23 protein-coding genes are annotated in these 20612 nt (G+C 72.0%); 3 read left to right on the top strand and 20 right to left on the bottom strand.

Translation table 11 applies throughout. From position 1 onward, the window contains the following. Window positions 1-54 precede the first annotated feature (54 nt). Window positions 55-597, top strand: a complete 543-nt coding sequence (locus tag QK442_RS14820) for a hypothetical protein (protein ID WP_282694385.1) — start codon at window positions 55-57, stop codon at window positions 595-597. A 23-nt stretch (window positions 598-620) separates the two neighbouring features. On the opposite strand, the gene QK442_RS14815 is transcribed toward QK442_RS14820, so the two are convergent. The 8 genes from QK442_RS14815 to glmS form a co-directional block, all read right to left on the bottom strand. Next, on the bottom strand, window positions 621-791 hold the full coding sequence (locus QK442_RS14815) for a hypothetical protein (RefSeq protein ID WP_282694384.1): 171 nt from the start codon (window positions 789-791) through the stop codon (window positions 621-623). Between the two features lie 110 nt (window positions 792-901). Then, complete coding sequence (gene tsaE, locus QK442_RS14810) at window positions 902-1402, bottom strand: tRNA (adenosine(37)-N6)-threonylcarbamoyltransferase complex ATPase subunit type 1 TsaE (RefSeq protein ID WP_282694383.1); 501 nt, start codon at window positions 1400-1402, stop codon at window positions 902-904. A gap of 10 nt (window positions 1403-1412) precedes the next feature. After that, on the bottom strand, window positions 1413-2552 hold the full coding sequence (locus QK442_RS14805) for an alpha/beta hydrolase (protein WP_282694382.1): 1140 nt from the start codon (window positions 2550-2552) through the stop codon (window positions 1413-1415). Between the two features lie 6 nt (window positions 2553-2558). Next, window positions 2559-3710, bottom strand: a complete 1152-nt coding sequence (gene alr, locus QK442_RS14800) for an alanine racemase (RefSeq protein ID WP_282694381.1) — start codon at window positions 3708-3710, stop codon at window positions 2559-2561. Between the two features lie 21 nt (window positions 3711-3731). Further along, window positions 3732-4583, bottom strand: a complete 852-nt coding sequence (locus tag QK442_RS14795; protein ID WP_282694380.1) for a L,D-transpeptidase family protein — start codon at window positions 4581-4583, stop codon at window positions 3732-3734. Between the two features lie 90 nt (window positions 4584-4673). Then, window positions 4674-6125: an NAD(P)H-hydrate dehydratase gene (locus QK442_RS14790; RefSeq protein ID WP_282694379.1), complete on the bottom strand. Its 1452-nt coding sequence runs from the start codon at window positions 6123-6125 to the stop codon at window positions 4674-4676. 56 nt (window positions 6126-6181) lie between these two features. Beyond that, window positions 6182-6550, bottom strand: coding sequence for a holo-ACP synthase (locus QK442_RS14785; RefSeq protein WP_282694378.1), 369 nt, complete (start codon window positions 6548-6550; stop codon window positions 6182-6184). 7 nt (window positions 6551-6557) lie between these two features. Next, window positions 6558-8405, bottom strand: a complete 1848-nt coding sequence (gene glmS, locus QK442_RS14780; RefSeq protein ID WP_282694377.1) for a glutamine--fructose-6-phosphate transaminase (isomerizing) — start codon at window positions 8403-8405, stop codon at window positions 6558-6560. Between the two features lie 131 nt (window positions 8406-8536). Here glmS and coaA point away from each other — a divergent pair, with 131 nt between their 5' ends. Then, window positions 8537-9547: a type I pantothenate kinase gene (gene coaA, locus QK442_RS14775; protein WP_282694376.1), complete on the top strand. Its 1011-nt coding sequence runs from the start codon at window positions 8537-8539 to the stop codon at window positions 9545-9547. A 22-nt stretch (window positions 9548-9569) separates the two neighbouring features. Here the strand turns inward: coaA and glmM are convergent, their stop codons facing one another. The 4 genes from glmM to QK442_RS14755 all read right to left on the bottom strand — a co-directional run bounded on the left by glmM (window position 9570) and on the right by QK442_RS14755 (window position 14044). Next, entirely contained in the window at window positions 9570-10928 is a 1359-nt protein-coding gene (gene glmM, locus QK442_RS14770) for a phosphoglucosamine mutase (protein ID WP_282694375.1), read from the bottom strand. Between the two features lie 132 nt (window positions 10929-11060). Beyond that, a complete protein-coding gene (gene rpsI / locus QK442_RS14765; RefSeq protein WP_282694374.1) occupies window positions 11061-11573 on the bottom strand; it encodes a 30S ribosomal protein S9 in 513 nt (170 codons plus the stop codon). A 41-nt stretch (window positions 11574-11614) separates the two neighbouring features. Beyond that, window positions 11615-12058: a 50S ribosomal protein L13 gene (rplM, locus tag QK442_RS14760; RefSeq protein ID WP_282694373.1), complete on the bottom strand. Its 444-nt coding sequence runs from the start codon at window positions 12056-12058 to the stop codon at window positions 11615-11617. Between the two features lie 363 nt (window positions 12059-12421). Beyond that, the gene (locus tag QK442_RS14755; RefSeq protein WP_282694372.1) at window positions 12422-14044 is read right to left on the bottom strand and encodes an ATP-binding cassette domain-containing protein; all 1623 of its coding nucleotides are present in this window, start codon (window positions 14042-14044) and stop codon (window positions 12422-12424) included. A gap of 56 nt (window positions 14045-14100) precedes the next feature. Here QK442_RS14755 and QK442_RS14750 point away from each other — a divergent pair, with 56 nt between their 5' ends. Beyond that, window positions 14101-15078, top strand: coding sequence for a hypothetical protein (locus QK442_RS14750; RefSeq protein ID WP_282694371.1), 978 nt, complete (start codon window positions 14101-14103; stop codon window positions 15076-15078). Between the two features lie 15 nt (window positions 15079-15093). Here QK442_RS14750 and truA read toward each other — a convergent pair whose 3' ends face one another. The 8 genes from truA to map all read right to left on the bottom strand — a co-directional run bounded on the left by truA (window position 15094) and on the right by map (window position 20564). Continuing rightward, window positions 15094-15948: a tRNA pseudouridine(38-40) synthase TruA gene (gene truA, locus QK442_RS14745; RefSeq protein ID WP_282694370.1), complete on the bottom strand. Its 855-nt coding sequence runs from the start codon at window positions 15946-15948 to the stop codon at window positions 15094-15096. 90 nt (window positions 15949-16038) lie between these two features. Beyond that, window positions 16039-16509, bottom strand: coding sequence for a 50S ribosomal protein L17 (gene rplQ, locus QK442_RS14740; protein WP_031012120.1), 471 nt, complete (start codon window positions 16507-16509; stop codon window positions 16039-16041). Between the two features lie 174 nt (window positions 16510-16683). Further along, on the bottom strand, window positions 16684-17706 hold the full coding sequence (locus QK442_RS14735; protein ID WP_004946635.1) for a DNA-directed RNA polymerase subunit alpha: 1023 nt from the start codon (window positions 17704-17706) through the stop codon (window positions 16684-16686). Between the two features lie 243 nt (window positions 17707-17949). Continuing rightward, a complete protein-coding gene (gene rpsK, locus QK442_RS14730; protein WP_003956432.1) occupies window positions 17950-18354 on the bottom strand; it encodes a 30S ribosomal protein S11 in 405 nt (134 codons plus the stop codon). 64 nt (window positions 18355-18418) lie between these two features. Then, a complete protein-coding gene (rpsM, locus tag QK442_RS14725; RefSeq protein ID WP_015035595.1) occupies window positions 18419-18799 on the bottom strand; it encodes a 30S ribosomal protein S13 in 381 nt (126 codons plus the stop codon). A 222-nt stretch (window positions 18800-19021) separates the two neighbouring features. Then, window positions 19022-19135, bottom strand: a complete 114-nt coding sequence (gene rpmJ / locus QK442_RS14720) for a 50S ribosomal protein L36 (protein ID WP_003956441.1) — start codon at window positions 19133-19135, stop codon at window positions 19022-19024. A 64-nt stretch (window positions 19136-19199) separates the two neighbouring features. After that, entirely contained in the window at window positions 19200-19421 is a 222-nt protein-coding gene (infA, locus tag QK442_RS14715) for a translation initiation factor IF-1 (protein ID WP_003956442.1), read from the bottom strand. 291 nt (window positions 19422-19712) lie between these two features. Beyond that, window positions 19713-20564 carry a type I methionyl aminopeptidase gene (map, locus tag QK442_RS14710; protein ID WP_282694369.1) on the bottom strand — a complete coding sequence of 284 codons (852 nt, stop codon included), beginning with the start codon at window positions 20562-20564 and terminating at the stop codon, window positions 19713-19715. Window positions 20565-20612 lie beyond the last annotated feature (48 nt).

Here is a 20612-nt window from a genome sequence, read left to right as displayed (position 1 = left end):
TCGGCACGTACGTACGAAGAGGTGGAGACGGTGGCAAGGAGCAGCTCGGGATTCGTGGCCGGGCTCACCGCGGCGGCCGTCGCCGCGGTCGCCTTCCTCGCCTACCAGGCGTCGGCCAGCGTGCCGGCGGACCTCGCGGAGCAGCCGCGGACGCCCGGGGCGGTCGTGCCGTCGGCGTCGGCGTCCGCCGGGGTGAAGAAGCCGGTGCGGGACCCGCTGGCGCTGCCCGCGGCCTCCGGGACGGGCGAGCGCGTGGTGTACACCCTCAAGGACCGCCGGGTGTGGCTGGTCGGCGAGAAGAACAAGGTGCTCCGCACCTTCGCGGTGGCGCCGAGCTCGGTGAGCCCGGCGCCGGGGGCGTACGCGGTGACCTCCCGGTCGGGCGCGGTGCGCGGCTCCGACGGGGTGCAGATCGAGCACGTGGTCCGCTTCGCGACGGTGGAGGGCGTGACGGTCGGCTTCAGCGCGGCGGTGGACGGCTCGATGCCGGCGCCGGACCCGTCGAAGCAGACCGGCGGCATCCGGATGAAGCGGGCGGACGGCGACGCGATGTGGACCTTCGCGGCGATCGGCGCGAAGGTGATCGTCGTCCCCTGACGCCCGGCCCGGCCCCTGGCGGGTCAGGCGGCCTGGTCCCTGAGGTCCGCTTCCCCGTCCTCCTCGGCGGGCGCGAGGTCGCGTCCCGGCGGGGTGGAGACGGCGGTGGCCGCGGCGCAGGAGGCCAGCAGCTCGCTCATCGAGACGCGCTCCTCGGCGGGGCGGTCGTCGCGCTCCGGCATCTGCGTCACCATGCATGCCTCCCGTAGGTTAGGTACACCTAACCAGATCGTGCATCCATGTCACCACGGCGCGGAGCTGCGGCGCAACATTTTCCCGACATGCTGTCGGAACCTACGGACGTTCAGAGCAGTTCCAGGTCCTCCCCGGCCCAGCGCCCGCCGACCCCGCGCAGGGAGACGGTGCGCCGGTCGTCGTCGGTGTCGCCGGTGACGCGGTGGATGAGGACGTGCAGCCGATCGTCGGTCAGCTCCTCGACCTTGCCGTCGCCCCACTCCACGACCACCACGGACTCGGGCAGCGAGACGTCGAGGTCGAGATCCTCCATCTCGTCGAGGCCGCCGCCGAGCCGGTAGGCGTCGACGTGCACCAGGGCCGGGCCGCCGGTGAGCGAGGGGTGGACGCGGGCGATGACGAAGGTCGGCGAGGTGACCGCGCCGCGCACCCCGAGGCCCTCGCCGAGGCCGCGGGTCAGCGTGGTCTTCCCGGCGCCCAGTTCGCCGGTGAGCATGACGAGGTCGCCGGGGCGGAGGAGTTTCGCGAGCCGGCGGCCGAGCTCCTGCATCCGCTCGGGGGAGTCGACGGAGAGGGTGGCGCCGGAGACGGGCTGGTGCGCTGCTTCCATACCCGACAACCTATCCGCTCCCGGACCCCTCCCCCTGCGGCACCGGTACGGCTCCGGCCGCCTCCAGGAGACCGGTGAGCGCGCCGGTGACGGCCTCCGGCCGCTCCAGCATCACCAGGTGTCCCGCGTCGGGGACGACGACCAGTTCGGCGCCGGGCAGCTCGGCGGCGAGGGCCTCGGTGTGGGAGGCGGGGGTGACGAGGTCCTGGTCGCCGACGAGGGCCAGGGCGGGCAGGTCGCGGAAGGCGGCGAGGGCGACGCGCTTGTCGTGCGCGCCGAAGGCCGGGTAGAAGTCGGCGACCACGTCGACCGGGGTGGACTCGATCATCCGCTCGGCGAAGCGCACGACGGCCGGGTCCACGTCCTTCGACGCGAACGAGTACTTCTTCACCAGGCCCGCGAAGAGGTCGGCGGTGGCCCTGCGGCCCTTCTCGACCAGCTCGGCCTGGGAGCCGAGCGCCCGCAGCACGCCCGGCAGGACCCGGCGGACCGCGTTGACCCCGGCGAGCGGCAGCCCGTACGAGACCTCCTCCAGGCGCCCCGATGAGGTGCCGACGAAGGCGACCCCGGCGACCCGCTCCCGGATCAGCTCCGGATACCGCTCGGCGAGCGCCATCACCGTCATGCCGCCCATCGAGTGCCCGACGAGGACGAGCGGCCCCTCGGGCGCGGCGGCGTCGAGGACGGCCTTGAGGTCGCGGCCGAGGCGGTCGATGGTGACGGGCGCGCCGGCGGGCCTGGCGGCGTCGTGGGCCGAGCGGCCGTGGCCGCGCTGGTCCCAGAAGACGGCGCGGACCCGGCCGCGCAGGGCGGCCCGCTGGTAGTGCCAGGAGTCCTGGCTGAGGCAGAAGCCGTGGCAGAAGACGACGGTGACCGGCCCGGAGGCGTCGTCGGTCTCTTCGATCTCGTACGCGATCGGGGTGCCGTCGTCGGCGAGCGCCAGGCCCGGGGTGCCGCGGAGGGTGCCGTACGGGCCGGTGGCGTCCAGGGCGAGCCGCGCCTTCTGGCGTACGGAGCGGCCCACGGTCAGCCGCTCGATCGCCACGCCCGCCGCCGCACCGGCGGCGAGCACGCCTATCGCGGCGCCCGCGAACCCCGCGCGCCGCCAGCCGCCCCCGCTCCCGGCCCCGCCCCCGGTCGTCTCCCCCACGGCCGGTCACTCCCCCACGTACACGCGCGGCACGCGCGCGCCGATCCGGGTGACGATCTCGTACGCGATGGTGTCGGCGGCCGCCGCCCAGTCCTCGGCCGTCGGCTCGCCGTGCTCCCCTGAGCCGAACAGGACGGCCTCGGTGCCGGGTTCGGGCCGGTCGCCGCCGAGGTCCACCACGAACTGGTCCATGGCGACCCGCCCCGCGACCGTGCGGATCCTGCCGTCGACGAGGACCGGGCCGCGGCCGGAGGCGTGCCGGGGGACGCCGTCGGCGTAGCCCACCGGGATCAGGCCGAGGGTGGTCTCGCCGCCGGTGACGTAGTGGTGCCCGTAGGAGACGCCGTGGCCGGGCGGGACCTCCTTCACAAGTGCGACGCTCGCCTTCAGCGACATCACCGGCCGCAGGCCGAGCTCGGCGGAGGTGCCCAGCTCGGGCGCGGGCGAGACGCCGTACATCGCGATGCCGGGCCGGACCAGGTCGAAGTGGGTCTCGGGCAGGGTGAGGGTGGCGGGCGAGTTGGCGATGTGCCGGACCTCGGGCTCGATCCCGGCCTTCTCCGCGTGGTCGAGCATCGAGCGGAAGACGTCGAGCTGGGCGGCGATCGAGGGGTGGCCGGGCTCGTCCGCGCAGGCGAAGTGGGACCAGAGCCCGGTGACCTTGACCAGGCCCTCCTTCTCGGCCTGCAGGGCCTCGGAGACCAGGGCCGGCCAGTCGGCGGGCTGGCAGCCGTTGCGGCCGAGGCCGGTGTCGGCCTTGAGCTGGATACGGGCCGTGCCGCCGGTGCGGCGGGCCGCGGCGGTGACCTCGTCGAGCGCCCACCGGCCGCTGACCGCCATGTCGAGCCCGGCCTCGATGCCGGCGTCCCACGGGTCGCCGGGGGTCCACAGCCAGCACAGGACGGGGACGCCGGTGATCCCGGCGGCGCGCAGCGCCAGCGCCTCCTGCGGGGTGGCCGTGCCGAGCCAGTCCGCGCCCGCGTCGAGGGCGGCTCGGGCGCAGCGCTCCGCGCCGTGTCCGTACGCGTCGGCCTTGACCACGGCCATGATCCGGACGTGGGGCGCGACACGGGCGCGCAGCGCGCGGACGTTGGCGCGCAGCGCCCCGAGGTCGATCTCGGCGCGGGCTCGGCGGGGCGGCGGTGCTGTCTCAGTCATCGCGCCCAGTCTCTCAGGTGGTCACAGCCCCGGCCGCTTGCCCCAGATGTAGACCCCGTCACCCTTGCGGAGGACGGACCACAGCTTCTCCGCGTTCTTGTAGGTGAGGTTGACGCAGCCGTGGCTCCCGGTGGGCGTGGCGATGGCCCCGTAGACACCGTGGAAGGCCTGGCCGCCGTCGAAGAACTGGGAGAACGGCATCGGCGTGTCGTAGATGGTCGACCAGTGGTCCTTGTGGCGCCAGTAGACGGCGTGCCAGCCGGTGCGGGTGCGGTAGCCGGCCCGGCCGCTGCGGATGTTGACCACCGCGTACGTGATCTTCTTGCCCTTCTGCACCCACATCAGCTCGCGGTTCAGGTCCACGTAGGCCACGGGGTAGGAGCGGACGGGGCACTCGCCGGCCGCGTTGGGGTTCTTGCGGGCCGCGAGCAGTTCGGCGCGGCCCCAGGTGACGGGGCCCGCGTAGCCGTTGGCGGGCTTGATCTTCTCCTTGACCTGGAAGGCGCGGATGGCCCGGCAGTCGGCGGCCGACTGCCTGCCGTCGGCCTTCAGCTTCAGGAGTCGCTCGACCTGCCGCTGGTAGAACCCGGTCCTGGCGGTGCAGGCGGCCTCGACGGCGCTGCGCGGCAGGTACTCGACGAGTTCGTCGGGCTCGGCCTCCGGTTCGGGGACGGGGATCTCGCCGCCGGGGGCGGTCGGGGGCAGCACCTGGTCGGGCGTGTCCATGGGGTACTCGGGGCGCCCAGCGCCCTCGATCCCGGGGACGAGGACGTCGGACGCGGGCTCCTCCGCGGCCGCGGGGACGGCACCCGCGGCACCCACGGTGGCGGCGATCAGCAACGACGACAGGATTCGGCTTCTCCATCTGCTCACCGGTCCATCCGAACCCGTCCACGGCCGCCCCGGCACGCGTTGCCCCACGCGCGGAGCAACGGAGTTGCGCCGACCGTGGGCGCGCCGCCGTCAGGACTCCCGTACGTCCTGCCAGGCGGCGCGCAGCGAGCCGGCCACCTCGGTCGCGGTGATCGGCCCGGCGCCGGCGGAGGCCCGACGGGCGGCGAGGCCGTGCAGGTAGGCGGCGCAGGAGGCGGCGTCGACGGGGCCGAGGCCGCCGGCGAGGAGCGCGCCCGCCAGGCCGGACAGGACGTCGCCGGAGCCCGCGGTGGCGAGCCAGGGGGTGCCGGTCGGGTTGACCCGGACCGGTCCCGTGCCGCCGGGTCCGCAGACCAGGGTGGTCGAGCCCTTGAGGAGGACGGTGGCGCCGTAGCGGGCGGCGAGTTCGCGGACGGCGGCGAGCCGCCGGGCCTCCACCTCCGCCCGGTCGGTGCCGAGCAGCGCCGCCGCCTCGCCCGCGTGCGGGGTGAGCAGGGTGGGCGCCGACCGCTCGTGTACGGCCTCGGGGGTCAGGTGGCGCAGGCCGTCCGCGTCGACGAGGACGGGCACGTCGGTGGCGAGGATGTGCCTCATCGCCACCTCCGGGTCCGGCCCCTCCCCGACCCCCGGTCCGGCGACCCACGCCTGGACCCGCCCGACACCGGCCCACGGACCGGTGTGGACCAGGGTCTCGGGGTGCGCCCTGACGACCATGTCTCCCACACGGCCCACGTACCGGACGGCCCCGGCGCCGCCCCGCAGCGCCCCCGCCACGGCGAGCACGGCCGCGCCCCGGTACTGGTCGGAGCCGGCGAAGACACCGACGACGCCCCGCCGGTACTTGTCGCTCTCGGCGGCGGGCGCGGGCAGCAGCCGGGCCACGTCCCGGTGCTGGAGCGCCTCCGCGTCGGGCACGGACGGCAGGGTGGCGGCGAGCCCGATGTCGACGAGCCGCAGCGCGCCCGCGTACTCCCGGGCCGGGTCGACGAGCAGCCCCGGCTTGTACGTGCCGAAGGTGACGGTCGCGTCGGCGCGCAGGGCCTCGCCCTCGACCTCGCCGGTGTCGGCGTCGACGCCGCTGGGCAGGTCGACGGCGACCACGACCGCGCCGGAGCCGCGCGCGGCGCGGGCGACGGGGACGGCCTCGGGGCGCAGTCCGCCGCGCCCGCCGATGCCGGTGATGCCGTCGAGGACGAGGTCGGCGGCGGCCAGCGCCTCGTACGGGTCCTCGGTGACGCGCCCGCCGGCCGCCCGGAGCGCGGCGAGTCCGGCCCCGTGGGCGCGGGCGCCGAGCAGCACGGCGGTGACCCCGGCGCCTCGCCGGGCGAGCCGGGCGCCGGCGTGGAGGGCGTCGCCGCCGTTGTCGCCGCTGCCGACGAGGAGGACGACCCGGGACCCGTAGACCCGCCCCCTGCCGAGCAGGGAGCAGCAGGCGGCGGCGAGTCCGGCGGCGGCCTTCTGCATCAGCGCGCCCTCGGGCAGCCGGGCCATCAGCGCGGCCTCGGCGGCCCGGACGGTCTCCACGTGGTGAGCGGTACGCATGGTCAGCAGTCTGCCGCAGGAGGCGGGGCCCCGCCCCGTACGCACACGGGTACGGCTCAGCCCTCGGCGATCACCACCGCCGAGGCCACCCCCGCGTCATGGCTCAGCGAGATGTGCCAGTGCTTCACGCCCAGCTCGGCCGCGCGGGCCGCGACCGTGCCGCGCACCCTCAGCCGGGGCTGGCCGGTGGACTCCGCGTACACCTCCGCGTCCGTCCAGTGCAGGTCGCCGGGCGCGCCGAGCGCCTTGGCCAGGGCCTCCTTGGCGGCGAAGCGCACCGCCAGGGAGGCGGGGCCGCGGCGCTCCCCGCTCGGCAGCAGCAGTTCCTCCCGTACGAAGAGCCGGTCGAGCAGCGCCGGTGTCCGCTCCAGCGACGCGGCGAAGCGGTCGATCTCCGCCACGTCGATTCCCACCCCGATGATCATTTCTTCTTCACTCCACCGTCACGGACTTGGCCAGGTTGCGCGGCTGGTCCACCTCGTTGCCCCGGGCGGTGGCAAGCTCGCAGGCGAAGACCTGGAGCGGCACGGTCGAGACGAGCGGCTGGAGCAGCGTGGGCGTCGCGGGGACGCGGACGAGGTGGTCGGCGAAGGGCACGACGGCCTCGTCGCCCTCCTCCGCGATCACGATCGTGCGGGCTCCCCGGGCCCGGATCTCCTGGATGTTGGAGACGATCTTGTCGTGGAGGACCGAGCGCCCCTTCGGCGAGGGCACCACGACGACGACCGGCAGGTCCTCCTCGACGAGGGCGATCGGCCCGTGCTTGAGCTCACCGGCCGCGAAGCCCTCGGCGTGCATGTACGCGAGCTCCTTGAGCTTCAGCGCGCCCTCCAGGGCCACCGGGTAACCCACATGGCGGCCGAGGAAGAGGATCGTGTCCTTGTGGGCGAGGGAGCGGGCGAGCTCCCTGACCGGCTCCATGGTCTCCAGGACCCGCTCGACCTCCTCGCCGATCCTGGCCAGCTCGCGGACGACGGCGCGGATCTCGTCGCCCCACTTGGTGCCGCGCACCTGGCCCAGGTAGAGGGCGAGCAGGTAGCAGGCGACGAGCTGGGTCAGGAACGCCTTGGTGGAGGCGACGGCCACCTCGGGCCCGGCGTGGGTGTAGAGGACGGCGTCGGACTCGCGGGGGATCGTCGACCCGTTGGTGTTGCAGACGGCGAGGACCTTGGCGCCCTGCTCGCGGGCGTGCCGGAGCGCCATCAGGGTGTCCATCGTCTCCCCGGACTGGGAGATGGCGACGACGAGGGTCCGCTGCCCCAGGATCGGGTCCCGGTAGCGGAACTCGCTGGCCAGCTCGACCTCGCAGGGGATCCGGGTCCAGTGCTCGATGGCGTACTTGGCGATGAGCCCGGCGTGGAAGGCGGTGCCGCAGGCGACGATGACGACCTTGTCGGCCTCGCGGAGCACCGCGTCGGGGATGCGCACCTCGTCGAGGGTGAGCCGCCCGGAGGCGTCGATCCGGCCGAGGAGGGTGTCGGCGACCGCCTTGGGCTGCTCGGCGATCTCCTTGAGCATGAAGTGGTCGTAGCCGCCCTTCTCGGCGGCGGAGGCGTCCCAGTCGACGTGGAAGGCGCGGACGTCGGCGGGCGCGCCGTCGAAGTCGGTGACGGTGACGCCCTCCCGGGTCAGCTCGACGACCTGGTCCTGGCCGAGCTCGATCGCGGACCGGGTGTGGGCGATGAACGCGGACACGTCGGAGGCGAGGAAGTTCTCCCCCTCGCCCACGCCGACGACGAGCGGCGAGTTGCGGCGGGCACCGACGACGGCGTCGGGCTGGTCGGCGTGGACGGCGACGAGGGTGAAGGCCCCGTCGAGCCGTCGGCAGACCAGCCGCATGGCCTCGGCGAGGTCGCCCACGGAGGAGAACTCCTCGGCGAGGAGGTGCGCGACGACCTCGGTGTCGGTCTCGGAGAGCAGCTCGTGGCCGCGCTCGGCGAGCTCCTCGCGCAGGGCGGCGAAGTTCTCGATGATCCCGTTGTGCACGACGGCGACGCGCCCGGCGTTGTCGAGGTGCGGGTGCGCGTTGGCGTCGGTGGGCCCGCCGTGGGTGGCCCACCGGGTGTGCCCGACGGCGACGGAGCCGCCGGGCAGCGGCCGGTCGACGAGTTCCTTCTCCAGGTTGACGAGCTTGCCCGCCTTCTTCGCGGCGGCGAGCCCGCCGTCCGCGAGCACGGCGACCCCGGCCGAGTCGTACCCCCGGTACTCCAGCCGCTTCAGCCCCGCGACGACCACATCAAGCGCCGACTGCCCGCCGACGTATCCCACGATTCCGCACATGGCGGCAGCCTACGGCCGGAGGCCGCCCCCCGGCCGGTACCCCGCCCGGAGTCGGGACGGGCGGCGTCAACCGTGCGGCACGTGACCCACCCCACCACCCATGGCGGGCGGGAAGCCGGGACAATGGCGGGGTGATCACCTCGCCGCCACGAAGCGCCAACGGCAACGGAGCCGGTGCCGGAGGGGCCTCCCGCAGGTCCCCCGAGCCGACGCCGTACGTCGACCTCACCCGCGCGGAGTGGAGCGCCCTGCGCGACAAGACCCCCCTCCCGCTGACCGCCGAGGAGGTCGAACGGCTCCAGGGACTCGGGGACGTCATCGACCTCGACGAGGTCCGGGACATCTATCTGCCGCTCTCCCGGCTGCTCAACCTGTACGTGCAGGCCACCAGTGGTCTGCGCGGCGCCCTCAACACCTTCCTCGGCGAGAGCGGCGAGCAGCGCGGCACGCCGTTCGTCATAGGGGTCGCCGGGTCCGTCGCCGTCGGCAAGTCGACCGTCGCCCGCCTCCTCCAGGCTCTCCTCGCCCGCTGGCCCGAGCACCCGCGCGTCGAGCGGATCACCACGGACGGCTTCCTCTATCCGATGGAGGAGCTGAAGGCGCGCGGCCTGATGTCCCGGAAGGGCTTCCCCGAGTCGTACGACCGGCGGGCCCTGACCCGCTTCGTCGCCGACGTGAAGGCCGGCAAGGAGGAGGTCACCGCCCCGGTCTACTCGCACCTCATCTACGACCGGGTGCCGGGCGAGCAGCTCGTCGTGCGCCGCCCCGACATCCTGATCGTCGAGGGGCTGAACGTGCTCCAGCCGGCGCTGCCCGGCAAGGACGGGCGGACCCGGGTGGGCCTGGCGGACTACTTCGACTTCTCGGTGTACGTGGACGCGCGCGCCGAGGACATCGAGGGCTGGTACCTGAACCGCTTCCGGAAGCTGCGGGAGACCGCCTTCCAGGACCCGTCCTCCTACTTCCGGCGGTGGACGCAGGTCTCCGAGGAGGAGGCCCTGGACTACGCCCGCACGATGTGGCGGACCGTCAACAAGGTGAACCTCCTGGAGAACGTGGCGCCGACGCGCGGCCGGGCGACGCTCGTGGTCCGCAAGGGCGCGGACCACAAGGTGCAGCGGCTGAGCCTCCGCAAGCTCTGATCCCGGGTCCCGTACGTACGGGCTAGCCCAGCGCGGACTTCACCACGTCGGCGAGGCGCTGCGCGACCGAGCGGGCCTGCTCGATGTCGGCGGCCTCGACCATGACGCGGACCAGCGGCTCGGTGCCGGAGGGGCGGAGCAGGACGCGGCCGGTGGTGCCGAGCTCGCGCTCGGCGTCGGCGACGGCGGCGGCCAGCTCGCCGGAGGTGGCGACGCGGGACTTGTCGACGTCCTTCACGTTGATGAGGATCTGCGGCAGCCGCTCCATGACGGAGGCCAGCTCGGCGAGGGACTTGCCGGTGGCGGCGACGCGGGCGGCCAGCATGAGGCCGGTGAGGGTGCCGTCGCCGGTGGTGGCGTGGTCGAGCACGATGACGTGGCCGGACTGCTCGCCGCCGAGAGCATAGCCGTGCTCCTTCATGGACTCCAGGACGTAGCGGTCACCGACCGCCGTCTGGACGAGGGTGAGGCCCTCGCGCTCCATGGCGAGCTTGAAGCCCAGGTTGGACATGACGGTGGCGACGACGGTGTCGCCGCGCAGCGTGCCGGCCTCGCGCATGGCGAGGGCGAGCACGGCGAGGATCTGGTCGCCGTCCACCTCCTCGCCGGTGTGGTCGACGGCGAGGCAGCGGTCGGCGTCGCCGTCGTGGGCGATGCCGAAGTCGGCGCCGTGCTCGACGACGGCGGCCTTGAGGAGCTCCAGGTGGGTGGAGCCGCAGCCGTCGTTGATGTTGAGGCCGTCGGGGGCGGCGCCGATGGTGACGACCTGGGCGCCGGCGCGGGTGAAGGCCTCGGGCGAGACGCGGGCGGCGGCGCCGTGGGCCTCGTCGAGGACGATCCTCAGGCCGTCGAGGCGGTTGGGGAGGACGTCGAGGAGGTGGGAGACGTAGGTCTCGAAGCCCTCGTCGTAGTCGCGGACGCGGCCGACGCCGGCACCGGTCGGGCGGTCCCAGGGGGCGCCGGTGCGGTGCTCCTCGTACACGGCCTCGATCTTGTCCTCAAGCTCGTCGGCGAGCTTGTGGCCGCCACGGGCGAAGAACTTGATGCCGTTGTCGGGCATGGCGTTGTGGCTGGCGGACAGCATCACGCCGAGGTCGGCGCCGAGGACGCCGGTGAGGTGGGCGACGGCCGGGGTCGGCAGGACACCGACACGCAGGACGTCGACACCGGCGCTGGCGAGACCGGCGACGACGGCCGCCTCCAGGAACTCTCCCGACGCGCGCGGGTCCCGCCCGACCACGGCGGTCGGCCGGTGGCCCTCGAAGGTCCCCGCCTCGGCGAGCACGTGCGCGGCCGCGACGGAGAGACCGAGCGCCAGCTCGGCCGTCAGGTCCGCGTTGGCCACACCGCGCACGCCGTCCGTGCCGAAGAGTCGTCCCACAGCTGTCCTCCGAAATACGGGCCCAAAAGGTGATGAGGGGGTGAAGAAAGTGAAGAGGGTTACGAAAAAACGTACGCCCCGACGGCACGCGCAGTGCGCCGGGGCGTACGTACAAGCAGTGCGAGCAGGCGATTAGCGCTTGCTGTACTGCGGAGCCTTGCGGGCCTTCTTGAGACCGGCCTTCTTCCGCTCGACCGCGCGGTCGTCACGGGAGAGGAAGCCGGCCTTCTTCAGCGCCGGGCGGTTGTTCTCGACGTCGGCCTCGTTCAGGGCACGGGCCACGCCGAGGCGCAGGGCGCCGGCCTGGCCGGAGACGCCGCCACCCGAGATGCGGGCGATGACGTCGTAGCGGTTGTCGAGCTCGAGCACCTTGAAGGGCTCGTTGACTTCCTGCTGGTGCACCTTGTTCGGGAAGTAGTCCTCGAGGGTGCGACCGTTGATCTTCCACTTGCCGGTGCCCGGAACGATCCGGACGCGGGCGATGGCGTTCTTGCGACGGCCCAGGCCGGCGGCCGGCTGCGGGTCGCCGAAGCGGGAGGCGAGGGACTCGGAGGTGTAGTCACCCTCGACGACCTCGGTCTCGGTGGTGTACTCCTCGACGCCCTCGAACTCGTCGACAGGGGTCTCAGGGGTGGTCTCGGCCACGATGCTCCTCAGATTCTCTTCGTCTTAGGGGGTGGCCGGACTTACTGCGCGACCTGGGTGATCTCGAACGGAACCGGCTGCTGGGCAGCGTGCGGGTGGTTCTCGCCCGAGTAGACCTTCAGCTTCGAGAGCATCTGACGGCCCAGGGAGTTCTTGGGGAGCATGCCCTTGACGGCCTTCTCGACGGCCTTCTCGGGGTTCTTGTCCAGCAGCTCGTCGTAGCGGACGGAGCGCAGACCACCCGGGTAGCCGGAGTGGCGGTACGCCATCTTCTGGGTCCGCTTGTTGCCGGACAGGTGCACCTTGTCGGCGTTGATGATGACGACGAAGTCGCCCATGTCCATGTGGGGGGCGTAAACCGGCTTGTGCTTGCCCCGGAGGAGGGTCGCGGCGGTGGTGGCGAGACGGCCCAGGACAACGTCCTGGGCGTCGATGACGTACCACTGGCGCGTCACATCGCCGGGCTTGGGGCTGTACGTACGCACGTCGTTAGCCTTCGCTCTTCTTCAGTGAGTGGTCCTGACAGGGCCACCTGGGACGATCACGACAGCCTTGGCCGTATCTCGGGGACGCAACCCGGATACCTGCCGCTGGTCATCGGCCCGGTGGACCGGCGTAAGGGCCCCTCGCGTGAGAACGACCAAGCCAATACGCATAACAAAGCAGAAGCGTACCCGGGGGCCCCGGGGCGGGTCAAAACGCGCCCCGGCAACCCCCCTCCCGCTCCCTACCGCGCCCGCTCCACCCGCCGCTCGGCCCCGCTTCCGACGCCCCCCCTCGCACGGCTCGGCCCCAAGGGGCCCCTCCGGCTTCGGACGGCTGCGCCGGACTCCGCCCGGCGGGTCTCCCTACCGCGCCCGCTCCACCCGCCGCTCGTCCCACACGGGCTCGGAGGTCTCCCGTACGACCCCGTCCGAGCCGAAGACCAGGTAGCGGTCGAAGCTCTTCGCGAACCAGCGGTCGTGGGTGACGGCCAGGACCGTGCCCTCGTAGGACTCCAGGCCGTCCTGGAGGGCCTCGGCGGACTCCAGGTCCAGGTTGTCCGTGGGCTCGTCCAGGAGGAGCGCCGTGGTGCCGGCCAGTTCGAGCAGCAGGATCTGGAAGCGGGCCTGCTGGCCGCCGGAGAGCTTGTCGAAGGGCTGGTCGCCCTGGCGCTCCAGTTCGTACCGGCGCAGCATGGACATCGCCGCGCCCCGGTCCTTGGCGTGCTCCGTCCACAGGATGTCGACGAGCGGGCGGCCGGCCAGCTCGGGGTGGGCGTGGGTCTGGGCGAAGTGGCCGGGGACGACCCGCGCGCCCAGCTTCCACGTACCCGTGTGGGCGACCGACGGGTCGCCCGCCAGCAGCCGCAGGAAGTGGGACTTGCCGGAGCCGTTCGAACCGAGGACGGCGACCCGCTCCCCGTAGAAGATCTCCAGGGAGAAGGGCTTCATCAGGCCGGTGAGCTCCAGGTTCTCCGCCGTCACCGCCCGGACGCCGGTCCGGCCGCCGCGCAGCCGCATCCGGATGTCCTGCTCCCGCGGCGGCTCCGGCGGCGGGCCCGCCTCCTCGAACTTCTTCAGGCGGGTCTGCGCCGCCGCGTACCGGGACGCCATCTCGTGGCTGACCGCGGCCGCCTGCCGCAGGTTGACCACCAGCTTCTTCAGCTGCGCGTGCTTCTCCTCCCAGCGCCGCTTCAGCTCCTCGAAGCGGGCGAACCGCTCCCGTCGGGCCTCGTGGAAGGTGTCGAAGCCGCCGCCGTGCACCCACACGTCGGAGCCGGCCGCGCCGGGCTCCACCGCGATGATCTTCTGCGCGGCCCGGGAGAGCAGCTCCCTGTCGTGTGAGATGAAGAGCACGGTCTTACGGGTCTCCCGCAGCCGCTCCTCCAGCCACCGCTTGCCGGGCACGTCCAGGTAGTTGTCCGGCTCGTCGAGGAGCAGCACCTCGTCGGTGCCGCGCAGCAGCGACTCCAGGACGAGCCGCTTCTGCTCACCGCCGGACAGGGTCCTGACCTGCCGGAACTGCGCCTTCTCGTACGGCACGCCGAGCGCGGCCATGGTGCAGATGTCCCACAGCGTCTCGGCCTCGTACCCCTGCACCTCCGCCCAGTCGGCGAGGGCCTGCGCGTACGCCATCTGCGCGGCCTCGTCGTCGACCGTCATGATCAGGTGCTCGGCCTCGTCGACGGCCTTCGCCGCCTCCCGGATCCGCGGGTGCGCCACGGAGACCAGCAGGTCACGGACGGTCGACTCGTCCCGTACGGAGCCAATGAACTGCGGCATCACGCCGAGCCCGCCGCTGACGGTGACGGAGCCGCCGTGCGGCTGCAGATCTCCCGCGATCATCCGCAGGAGGGTGGTCTTGCCGGCGCCGTTGGCCCCGACGAGCGCGACGACCGCGCCCTCCCCGACCCGGAAGGAGGCGTCCCCGAGGAGGACCCTCCCGTCGGGAAGGTAGTACTCCAGATGCGCGGCCTCGACATGTCCCATGAGGTGCATTGTCACCGCCCGCGTCGGCTTCTCCCAAGCGGTTTAGGATGCGCGGCATGAGCTTTGGGGGACCGCAATGGCCGCAGGAGCCGCAGCAGCAGGGGCAGGGGTACGGACAACAACCTCAGGGATACGGGTACCCGCAGCAGCCGGGTCCGTACGGACAGCAGCCGCAGCACGGGTACGGGTACCCGCCGCCGCAGGACCCCTTCGCGGGCGGCCAGGGCGGCGGCACCCCTGACTGGGGCGCCCTCGCGGACGCCTCCGAGGCCGGCAGCCGCCGCAAGCGCCGGCTGATGATCGCGGGCGGGGCCGTCGCCACGATCGCCGTGGGCGCGGTCGTCGCGACCGCCGTCGTGGCCACCAACAAGAAGAACGACGAGGCGAAGAACGGCGGCCCGACCCCCACGGTCCCGGCCACCGCGACGGTCTCCCCCACCCCCGCGCCGACCTTCTCCTCGGTGGCCCCGCCGCCCCCGCCGGACCCGAAGGACTACATCACCGACCCGAAGAAGGACAAGGCGCCGCTGACCGCCGAGGGGCTCTTCCCCGGCAAGAAGCTCACCATGTTCGGCCGCCCCTACCGGAAGGGCGCGACCTCCTCGACGAAGAACTGCGCCTCGGTCACCCAGGGCGGGCTCGGCACCGTCCTCCAGAAGAACGGCTGCGAGCGCGTCCTGCGCGCCACCTACGTCAAGGACGGCGTGGCGATCACCGTCGGCGTGGCCGTCTTCCCCTCCGAGAAGGCGGCCCTGACGGCGAAGAAGCAGGCCACCGGCGGCATCGCCCCCCTCGCCGGTTCCGGCGTCGGCGACTTCTGCCACGCCACCGTCTGCCTCCGCCGCTCGAACTCGGTCGGCCGCTACGCCTACTTCACCCAGGCCGGCTTCGGCAACGGCACCAAGGTCACCATGAAGGACAAACCCGTCTTCCAGGCCAGCGACGACCTCGGCACCTTCGCCTTCAACCAGATCTACGCCCGCGGCAAGAGCCAGGCGCAGGCCGCGGCCGCCGCCTCGGCCCCGCCGCGGTAGCGGGGGAGGCGGGGCTCAGCAGCAGCCGGCGCCGGGCAGGGTCCGCTTGTTGCGGGCCTCCCGGTTGCGGGCGGCGAGCTGGTCGTCGGCCGGGTAGCCGACCTCTTCGAGGGTGAGGCCGTGGGGGCGTACGACGTGCACCGCGGAGTCGCGGACGCCCGCGGCCAGCACCTTGCCCGGCCACTCCACCGGCCGGTGCCCGTCGCCGACGAAGAGCAGCGCGCCGACGAGCGAGCGGACCATGTTGTGGCAGAAGGCGTCGGCCTTGACCGTGGCCTCCAGGACGCCGTCGGGCCGCCGCTCCCACCGCAGCTCCTGAAGGGTGCGGATGGTCGTCGCGCCCTCGCGCCTCTTGCAGTACGCGGCGAAGTCGTGCTCGCCGATCAGCGCCGCCGCGGCCTCGTTCATGGCGTCCATGTCGAGCGTCCAGTCGTGCCACAGCACATGCCCGCGCAGCAGCGGGTCGACGCCGCCGGGATGGTCGGTGACCCGGTACGCGTACCGCCGCCAGATCGCCGAGAAGCGGGCGTCGAAGCCCTCGGGCGCCTCCGTGAGCCGCCAGATCCGCACATCGTGCGAGAGCCGCCCCGCGAGCCGCCGCAGCAGCTTCTCGCGGTGCTCCTGCCACAGCTCCACCGGCAGGTCGACGTGGGCGACCTGCCCGCGCGCGTGCACCCCCGCGTCGGTCCGGCCCGCGACGGTCAGCTCGTACGTCTCCGAAGACCGCGTCACGGTCCGCAGCGCGTCCTCGATCTCGCCCTGCACGGTCCGCTGCCCGCGGGCCTGCTTGGCCCAGCCGGAGAAGTCCCGGCCGTCGTACGAAAGGTCGAGCCGTACCCGTACGAACCCGGGCTGCACGTCATCACTCACGCAGAAATCCTCTCAGACACTCCGGAACACGGGAGCGGGCCCGCACCCCAGGGGGTACGGGCCCGTCCGCGAGAAACGTCGGAAGAACGCTTACGCGTCCTTCGCCTCGTCCTCGGTCGCCTCGACGGCGGCGGCCTCGTCGGCCTCCTTGACGGCGCGCTTGGTGGCGGCCTCGGCCTCGGCGACGGTCGCCTTCTTGGCGATCTCGCCCTCGACCAGCTCGATCACGGCCATCGGGGCGTTGTCGCCACGACGGTTGCCGATCTTGGTGATGCGGGTGTAACCGCCGGGACGCTCCGAGTAGCGCGGGGCGATCTCGGTGAAGAGGGTGTGGACGATGCCCTTGTCGGTGATCGTCTGCAGCACCAGGCGACGGTTGTGGATGTCGCCCTTCTTCGCCTTGGTGATCAGGCGCTCGGCGACCGGACGCAGGCGGCGGGCCTTGGCCTCGGTCGTCGTGATGCGGCCGTGCTCGAAGAGCGACTTCGCCAGGTTGGCGAGGAGCAGCTTCTCGTGCGCGGCGGAACCGCCGAGGCGGGCACCCTTCGCGGGACGCGGCATGGTGTTTCTCCTTGTGATCTGCACCGGCCGTATGAGGTACCGGTGTCAGTATCCGAGCAGGCGGTTACCTGTCGGAGACCCCGGGCCCTGTAAGGGGCGCGGGGAGGTGTCGATCTGCGGCTAGCGCCGCGTGGGCGCGATCAGCCGAAGCGGACCCGCAGCAAAACTGCGACGTCAGTACTGCTCGGTCTCGACGAACCCGGCATCCGCGTCGTCGTCCGCGCCGAACGCGTCGGCCGCGGCGGTCGGGTCGAATCCGGGCGGCGAGTCCTTCAGCGCCAGGCCCATACCGGCCAGCTTCGCCTTGACCTCGTCGATCGACTTCGCACCGAAGTTGCGGATGTCGAGCAGGTCGGCCTCGGAGCGCGCCACGAGCTCACCCACGGAGTGGATGCCCTCACGCTTGAGGCAGTTGTAGGAGCGGACAGTGAGCTCCAGCTCCTCGATCGGCAGCGCGAGGTCGGCGGCGAGGGCGGCGTCCGTCGGGGACGGGCCCATGTCGATGCCCTCGGCGTCGATGTTCAGCTCGCGGGCGAGACCGAACAGCTCGACCAGGGTCTTGCCGGCGGACGCCATGGCGTCGCGCGGGCGCATGGCCTGCTTGGTCTCGACGTCGACGATGAGCTTGTCGAAGTCGGTGCGCTGCTCGACTCGGGTCGCCTCGACCTTGTAGGTGACCTTGAGAACCGGCGAGTAGATGGAGTCGACCGGGATGCGGCCGATCTCCTGGCCCACCTGCTTGTTCTGGACGGCGGAGACGTAGCCGCGACCGCGCTCGACGGTCAGCTCCATCTCCAGCTTGCCCTTGGCGTTCAGGGTCGCCAGGACGAGGTCGGGGTTGTGCACCTCGACACCGGCCGGGGGCGCGATGTCGGCGGCGGTGACCAGACCCGGGCCCTGCTTGCGCAGGTACATCACGACCGGCTCGTCGTGCTCCGAGGAGACGACCAGCTGCTTGATGTTGAGGATGAGGTCGGTGACGTCCTCCTTGACCCCCGGCACGGTGGTGAACTCGTGCAGGACACCGTCGATGCGGATGCTGGTGACGGCGGCACCCGGGATCGAGGAGAGGAGGGTACGGCGGAGGCTGTTGCCGAGGGTGTAGCCGAAGCCCGGCTCCAGCGGCTCGATCACGAACCGGGAGCGGAACTCGTCGACGACCTCTTCGGTCAGCGAAGGACGCTGAGCGATAAGCATGTGTGTTCCTTCAGTCGTGGACGCCCACTATTTGACGCCCGACGGGTGCGGTACTCCCGTACCGCGTACTGCAAGGGTACGGGCGGCACGCCCCGAAAGGGGGCGCACCGCCCGAAAGCCCAGGTCAAGCAGTCGACGCGTCAGACGCGGCGACGCCTGGGCGGACGGCAGCCGTACTGCGATTCCCGGGGGATAACCCCCGGGCCCCCAGCAGACCAACCGGCCGCCATCGGCAGCCGTACGTCAGACGCGGCGGCGCTTCGGCGGACGGCAGCCGTTGTGCGGCGTGGGGGTGACGTCCTGGATCGAGCCAACCTCGAGGCCGGTGGCCTGGAGGGAGCGGATCGCGGTCTCACGGCCGGAGCCGGGACCCTTGACGAAGACGTCGACCTTGCGCATGCCGTGCTCCTGCGCGCGGCGGGCGGCCGACTCGGCGGCCATCTGCGCGGCGAAGGGGGTGGACTTGCGCGAGCCCTTGAAGCCGACGTGGCCGGCGGAGGCCCAGGAGATCACGTTGCCGGACGGGTCCGTGATCGAGACGATCGTGTTGTTGAACGTGCTCTTGATGTGCGCGTGGCCGTGAGCGACGTTCTTCTTTTCCTTGCGGCGCACCTTCTTGGCAGCGCCCTGACGACCCTTGGGGGGCATCTAAAACTCCTACGGGAGGTGGTCGGTCCTACAGCGAAGACCGTGGACAGTCGTCCGCTGTGGACTACTTCTTGCCCGGCTTCTTCTTGCCGGCGATGGCGCGACGCGGGCCCTTGCGGGTACGAGCGTTCGTGCTGGTGCGCTGACCGCGGACGGGCAGGCCACGACGGTGGCGCAGACCCTGGTAGCAGCCGATCTCGACCTTGCGGCGGATGTCGGCGGCGATCTCACGGCGGAGGTCACCCTCGGTCTGGAGGTTGGCGTCCACGTACTCGCGGATCTTGACGAGGTCTTCCTCGGCAAGGTCGCGGACACGGGTGGACGGGTTCACGCCGGTGGCGGCGAGGATCTCCTCGGACCGGGTGCGCCCGATACCGAAGACGTAGGTGAGTGCGACCACCACACGCTTCTCGCGCGGGATGTCAACACCGGAAACGCGTGCCATTCAATGGCTCCTGGGTGCTCGGGGGTCTGCCGCAGAACCGCTCCCGACCGCCGGCCTCTTCACGCTGTTCCATAGATACAGCCAAAGATTAGGTACGAATCGGGTCCCCGGCCCCCGCCGGAGGTACCGTCAGCCGTGGATCACGACCGGACGGGCTCTGCGTATGTACGTATTGCTATGCGTCGCGCGAAGAACTGCGAGATGCAGGTCGGTCGGCGTGCGTCAGCCCTGGCGCTGCTTGTGGCGCAGGTTGTCGCAGATGACCATGACCCGGCCGTGACGGCGGATCACCTTGCACTTGTCGCAGATCTTCTTGACGCTCGGCTTGACCTTCATGGGATGTGAGGTTCTCCGGGTCAGTGCCACCCACCCACGCACGGAGGCGGGGTGCGGGCAAGATCTACTTGTAGCGGTAGACGATCCGGCCACGCGTCAGGTCGTACGGAGACAGCTCCACGACGACCCGGTCGTCCGGGAGGATGCGGATGTAGTGCATACGCATCTTGCCGGAGATGTGCGCGAGGACCTTGTGACCGTTCTGGAGCTCCACCTTGAACATGGCGTTCGGCAGGGACTCGATCACGGTGCCCTCGATCTCGATGGCACCTTGCTTCTTGGCCACGCTTCGCCCTTCGAATCGGCTACCTTGATCGACTCTCGCTCTCCGGTGCGGACACACGGGTACACGGGAGCCGACGCATCAGTCTACGCCAGGCCCTCCGAAAAGACGAATCGGGAGAGTGTGCCCAGCGCGGGAGATCGTTACGCCACCAGGGGGCGGCTGCTCCGGTGGCTACGCCGGCGGGACAGCCCTGCCTCACGCGCCCCTCGCGGGCTCGGCGCCGGGGCGCCTCACAGGCTTCGGGCCGCCTCGGCGGACTCCGTCCGCCGAGGCGCGGGCCTGCCCCGCCGGTTACGCCAGCGGGTCCGGTGCCGCCGTGACGCCCAGTTCCGCCAGCTTCGCCTTGCCGCCGTCGACGGCGGTGAGGACCAGGGGGCCGGCCTCCGTGAGGGCGACGCTGTGCTCCCAGTGGGAGGACCAGGTGCCGTCGGTGGTGACGACGGTCCAGTCGTCCTCCAGGACCTCCGTGCGCGGCGTACCGAGGGAGACCATCGGCTCGATCGCCAGGCAGAAGCCGGGGACCAGCTTGGGGCCCTTGCCGCGCTTGCGGGAGACGTAGTTCAGGAGGTGCGGGTCCATGTGCATCTCGGTGCCGATGCCGTGGCCGCCGTAGTCCTCGACGATGCCGTACCGGCCGAGGCTGTGGTCGCCGGCCGCCGGGCGCGGCTGGCGCTTGATGTAGGACTCGATCGCCTTCGAGATGTCGACCAGGCGGGCACCCAGCCGCATCGCGGCGATTCCGGCCCACATCGACTCCTCCGTCACCCGGGAGAGCTCGATCAGCTCCGGGGCGTGACCGGTGCCGACGAAGGCGGTGTACGCGGCGTCGCCGTGCCAGCCGTCCACGATCGCGCCCGCGTCGATCGAGATGATGTCGCCGTCCTTGAGGACGGTCTTCTCGTCGGGGATGCCGTGGACGACGACCTCGTTGACCGAGGTGCAGATGGTCGCGGGGAAGCCGCCGTACCCGAGGAAGTTCGACTTCGCCCCGTGGTCGGCGATCACCTTGCGCGCGACCTCGTCGAGGTCGCGGGTGGTGGCGCCGGGGACGGCGGCCTCACGGGTCGCCGCGTGGATGGCGGCGACGACCAGCCCCGCCTCACGCATCTTCGCGATCTGCTCGGGGGTCTTGATCTGCACCATCGTGGCCGGGGCCTTTCCATCGAGTACGGGGGGATCGGAACAAGGAGA

The sequence above is a fragment of the Streptomyces sp. CC208A genome (genome assembly GCF_030010625.1).
Classification (GTDB): domain Bacteria; phylum Actinomycetota; class Actinomycetes; order Streptomycetales; family Streptomycetaceae; genus Streptomyces.
Note: the sequence above shows the minus strand (reverse complement) of the source record. Positions and strands in the feature narration are given on the sequence as shown.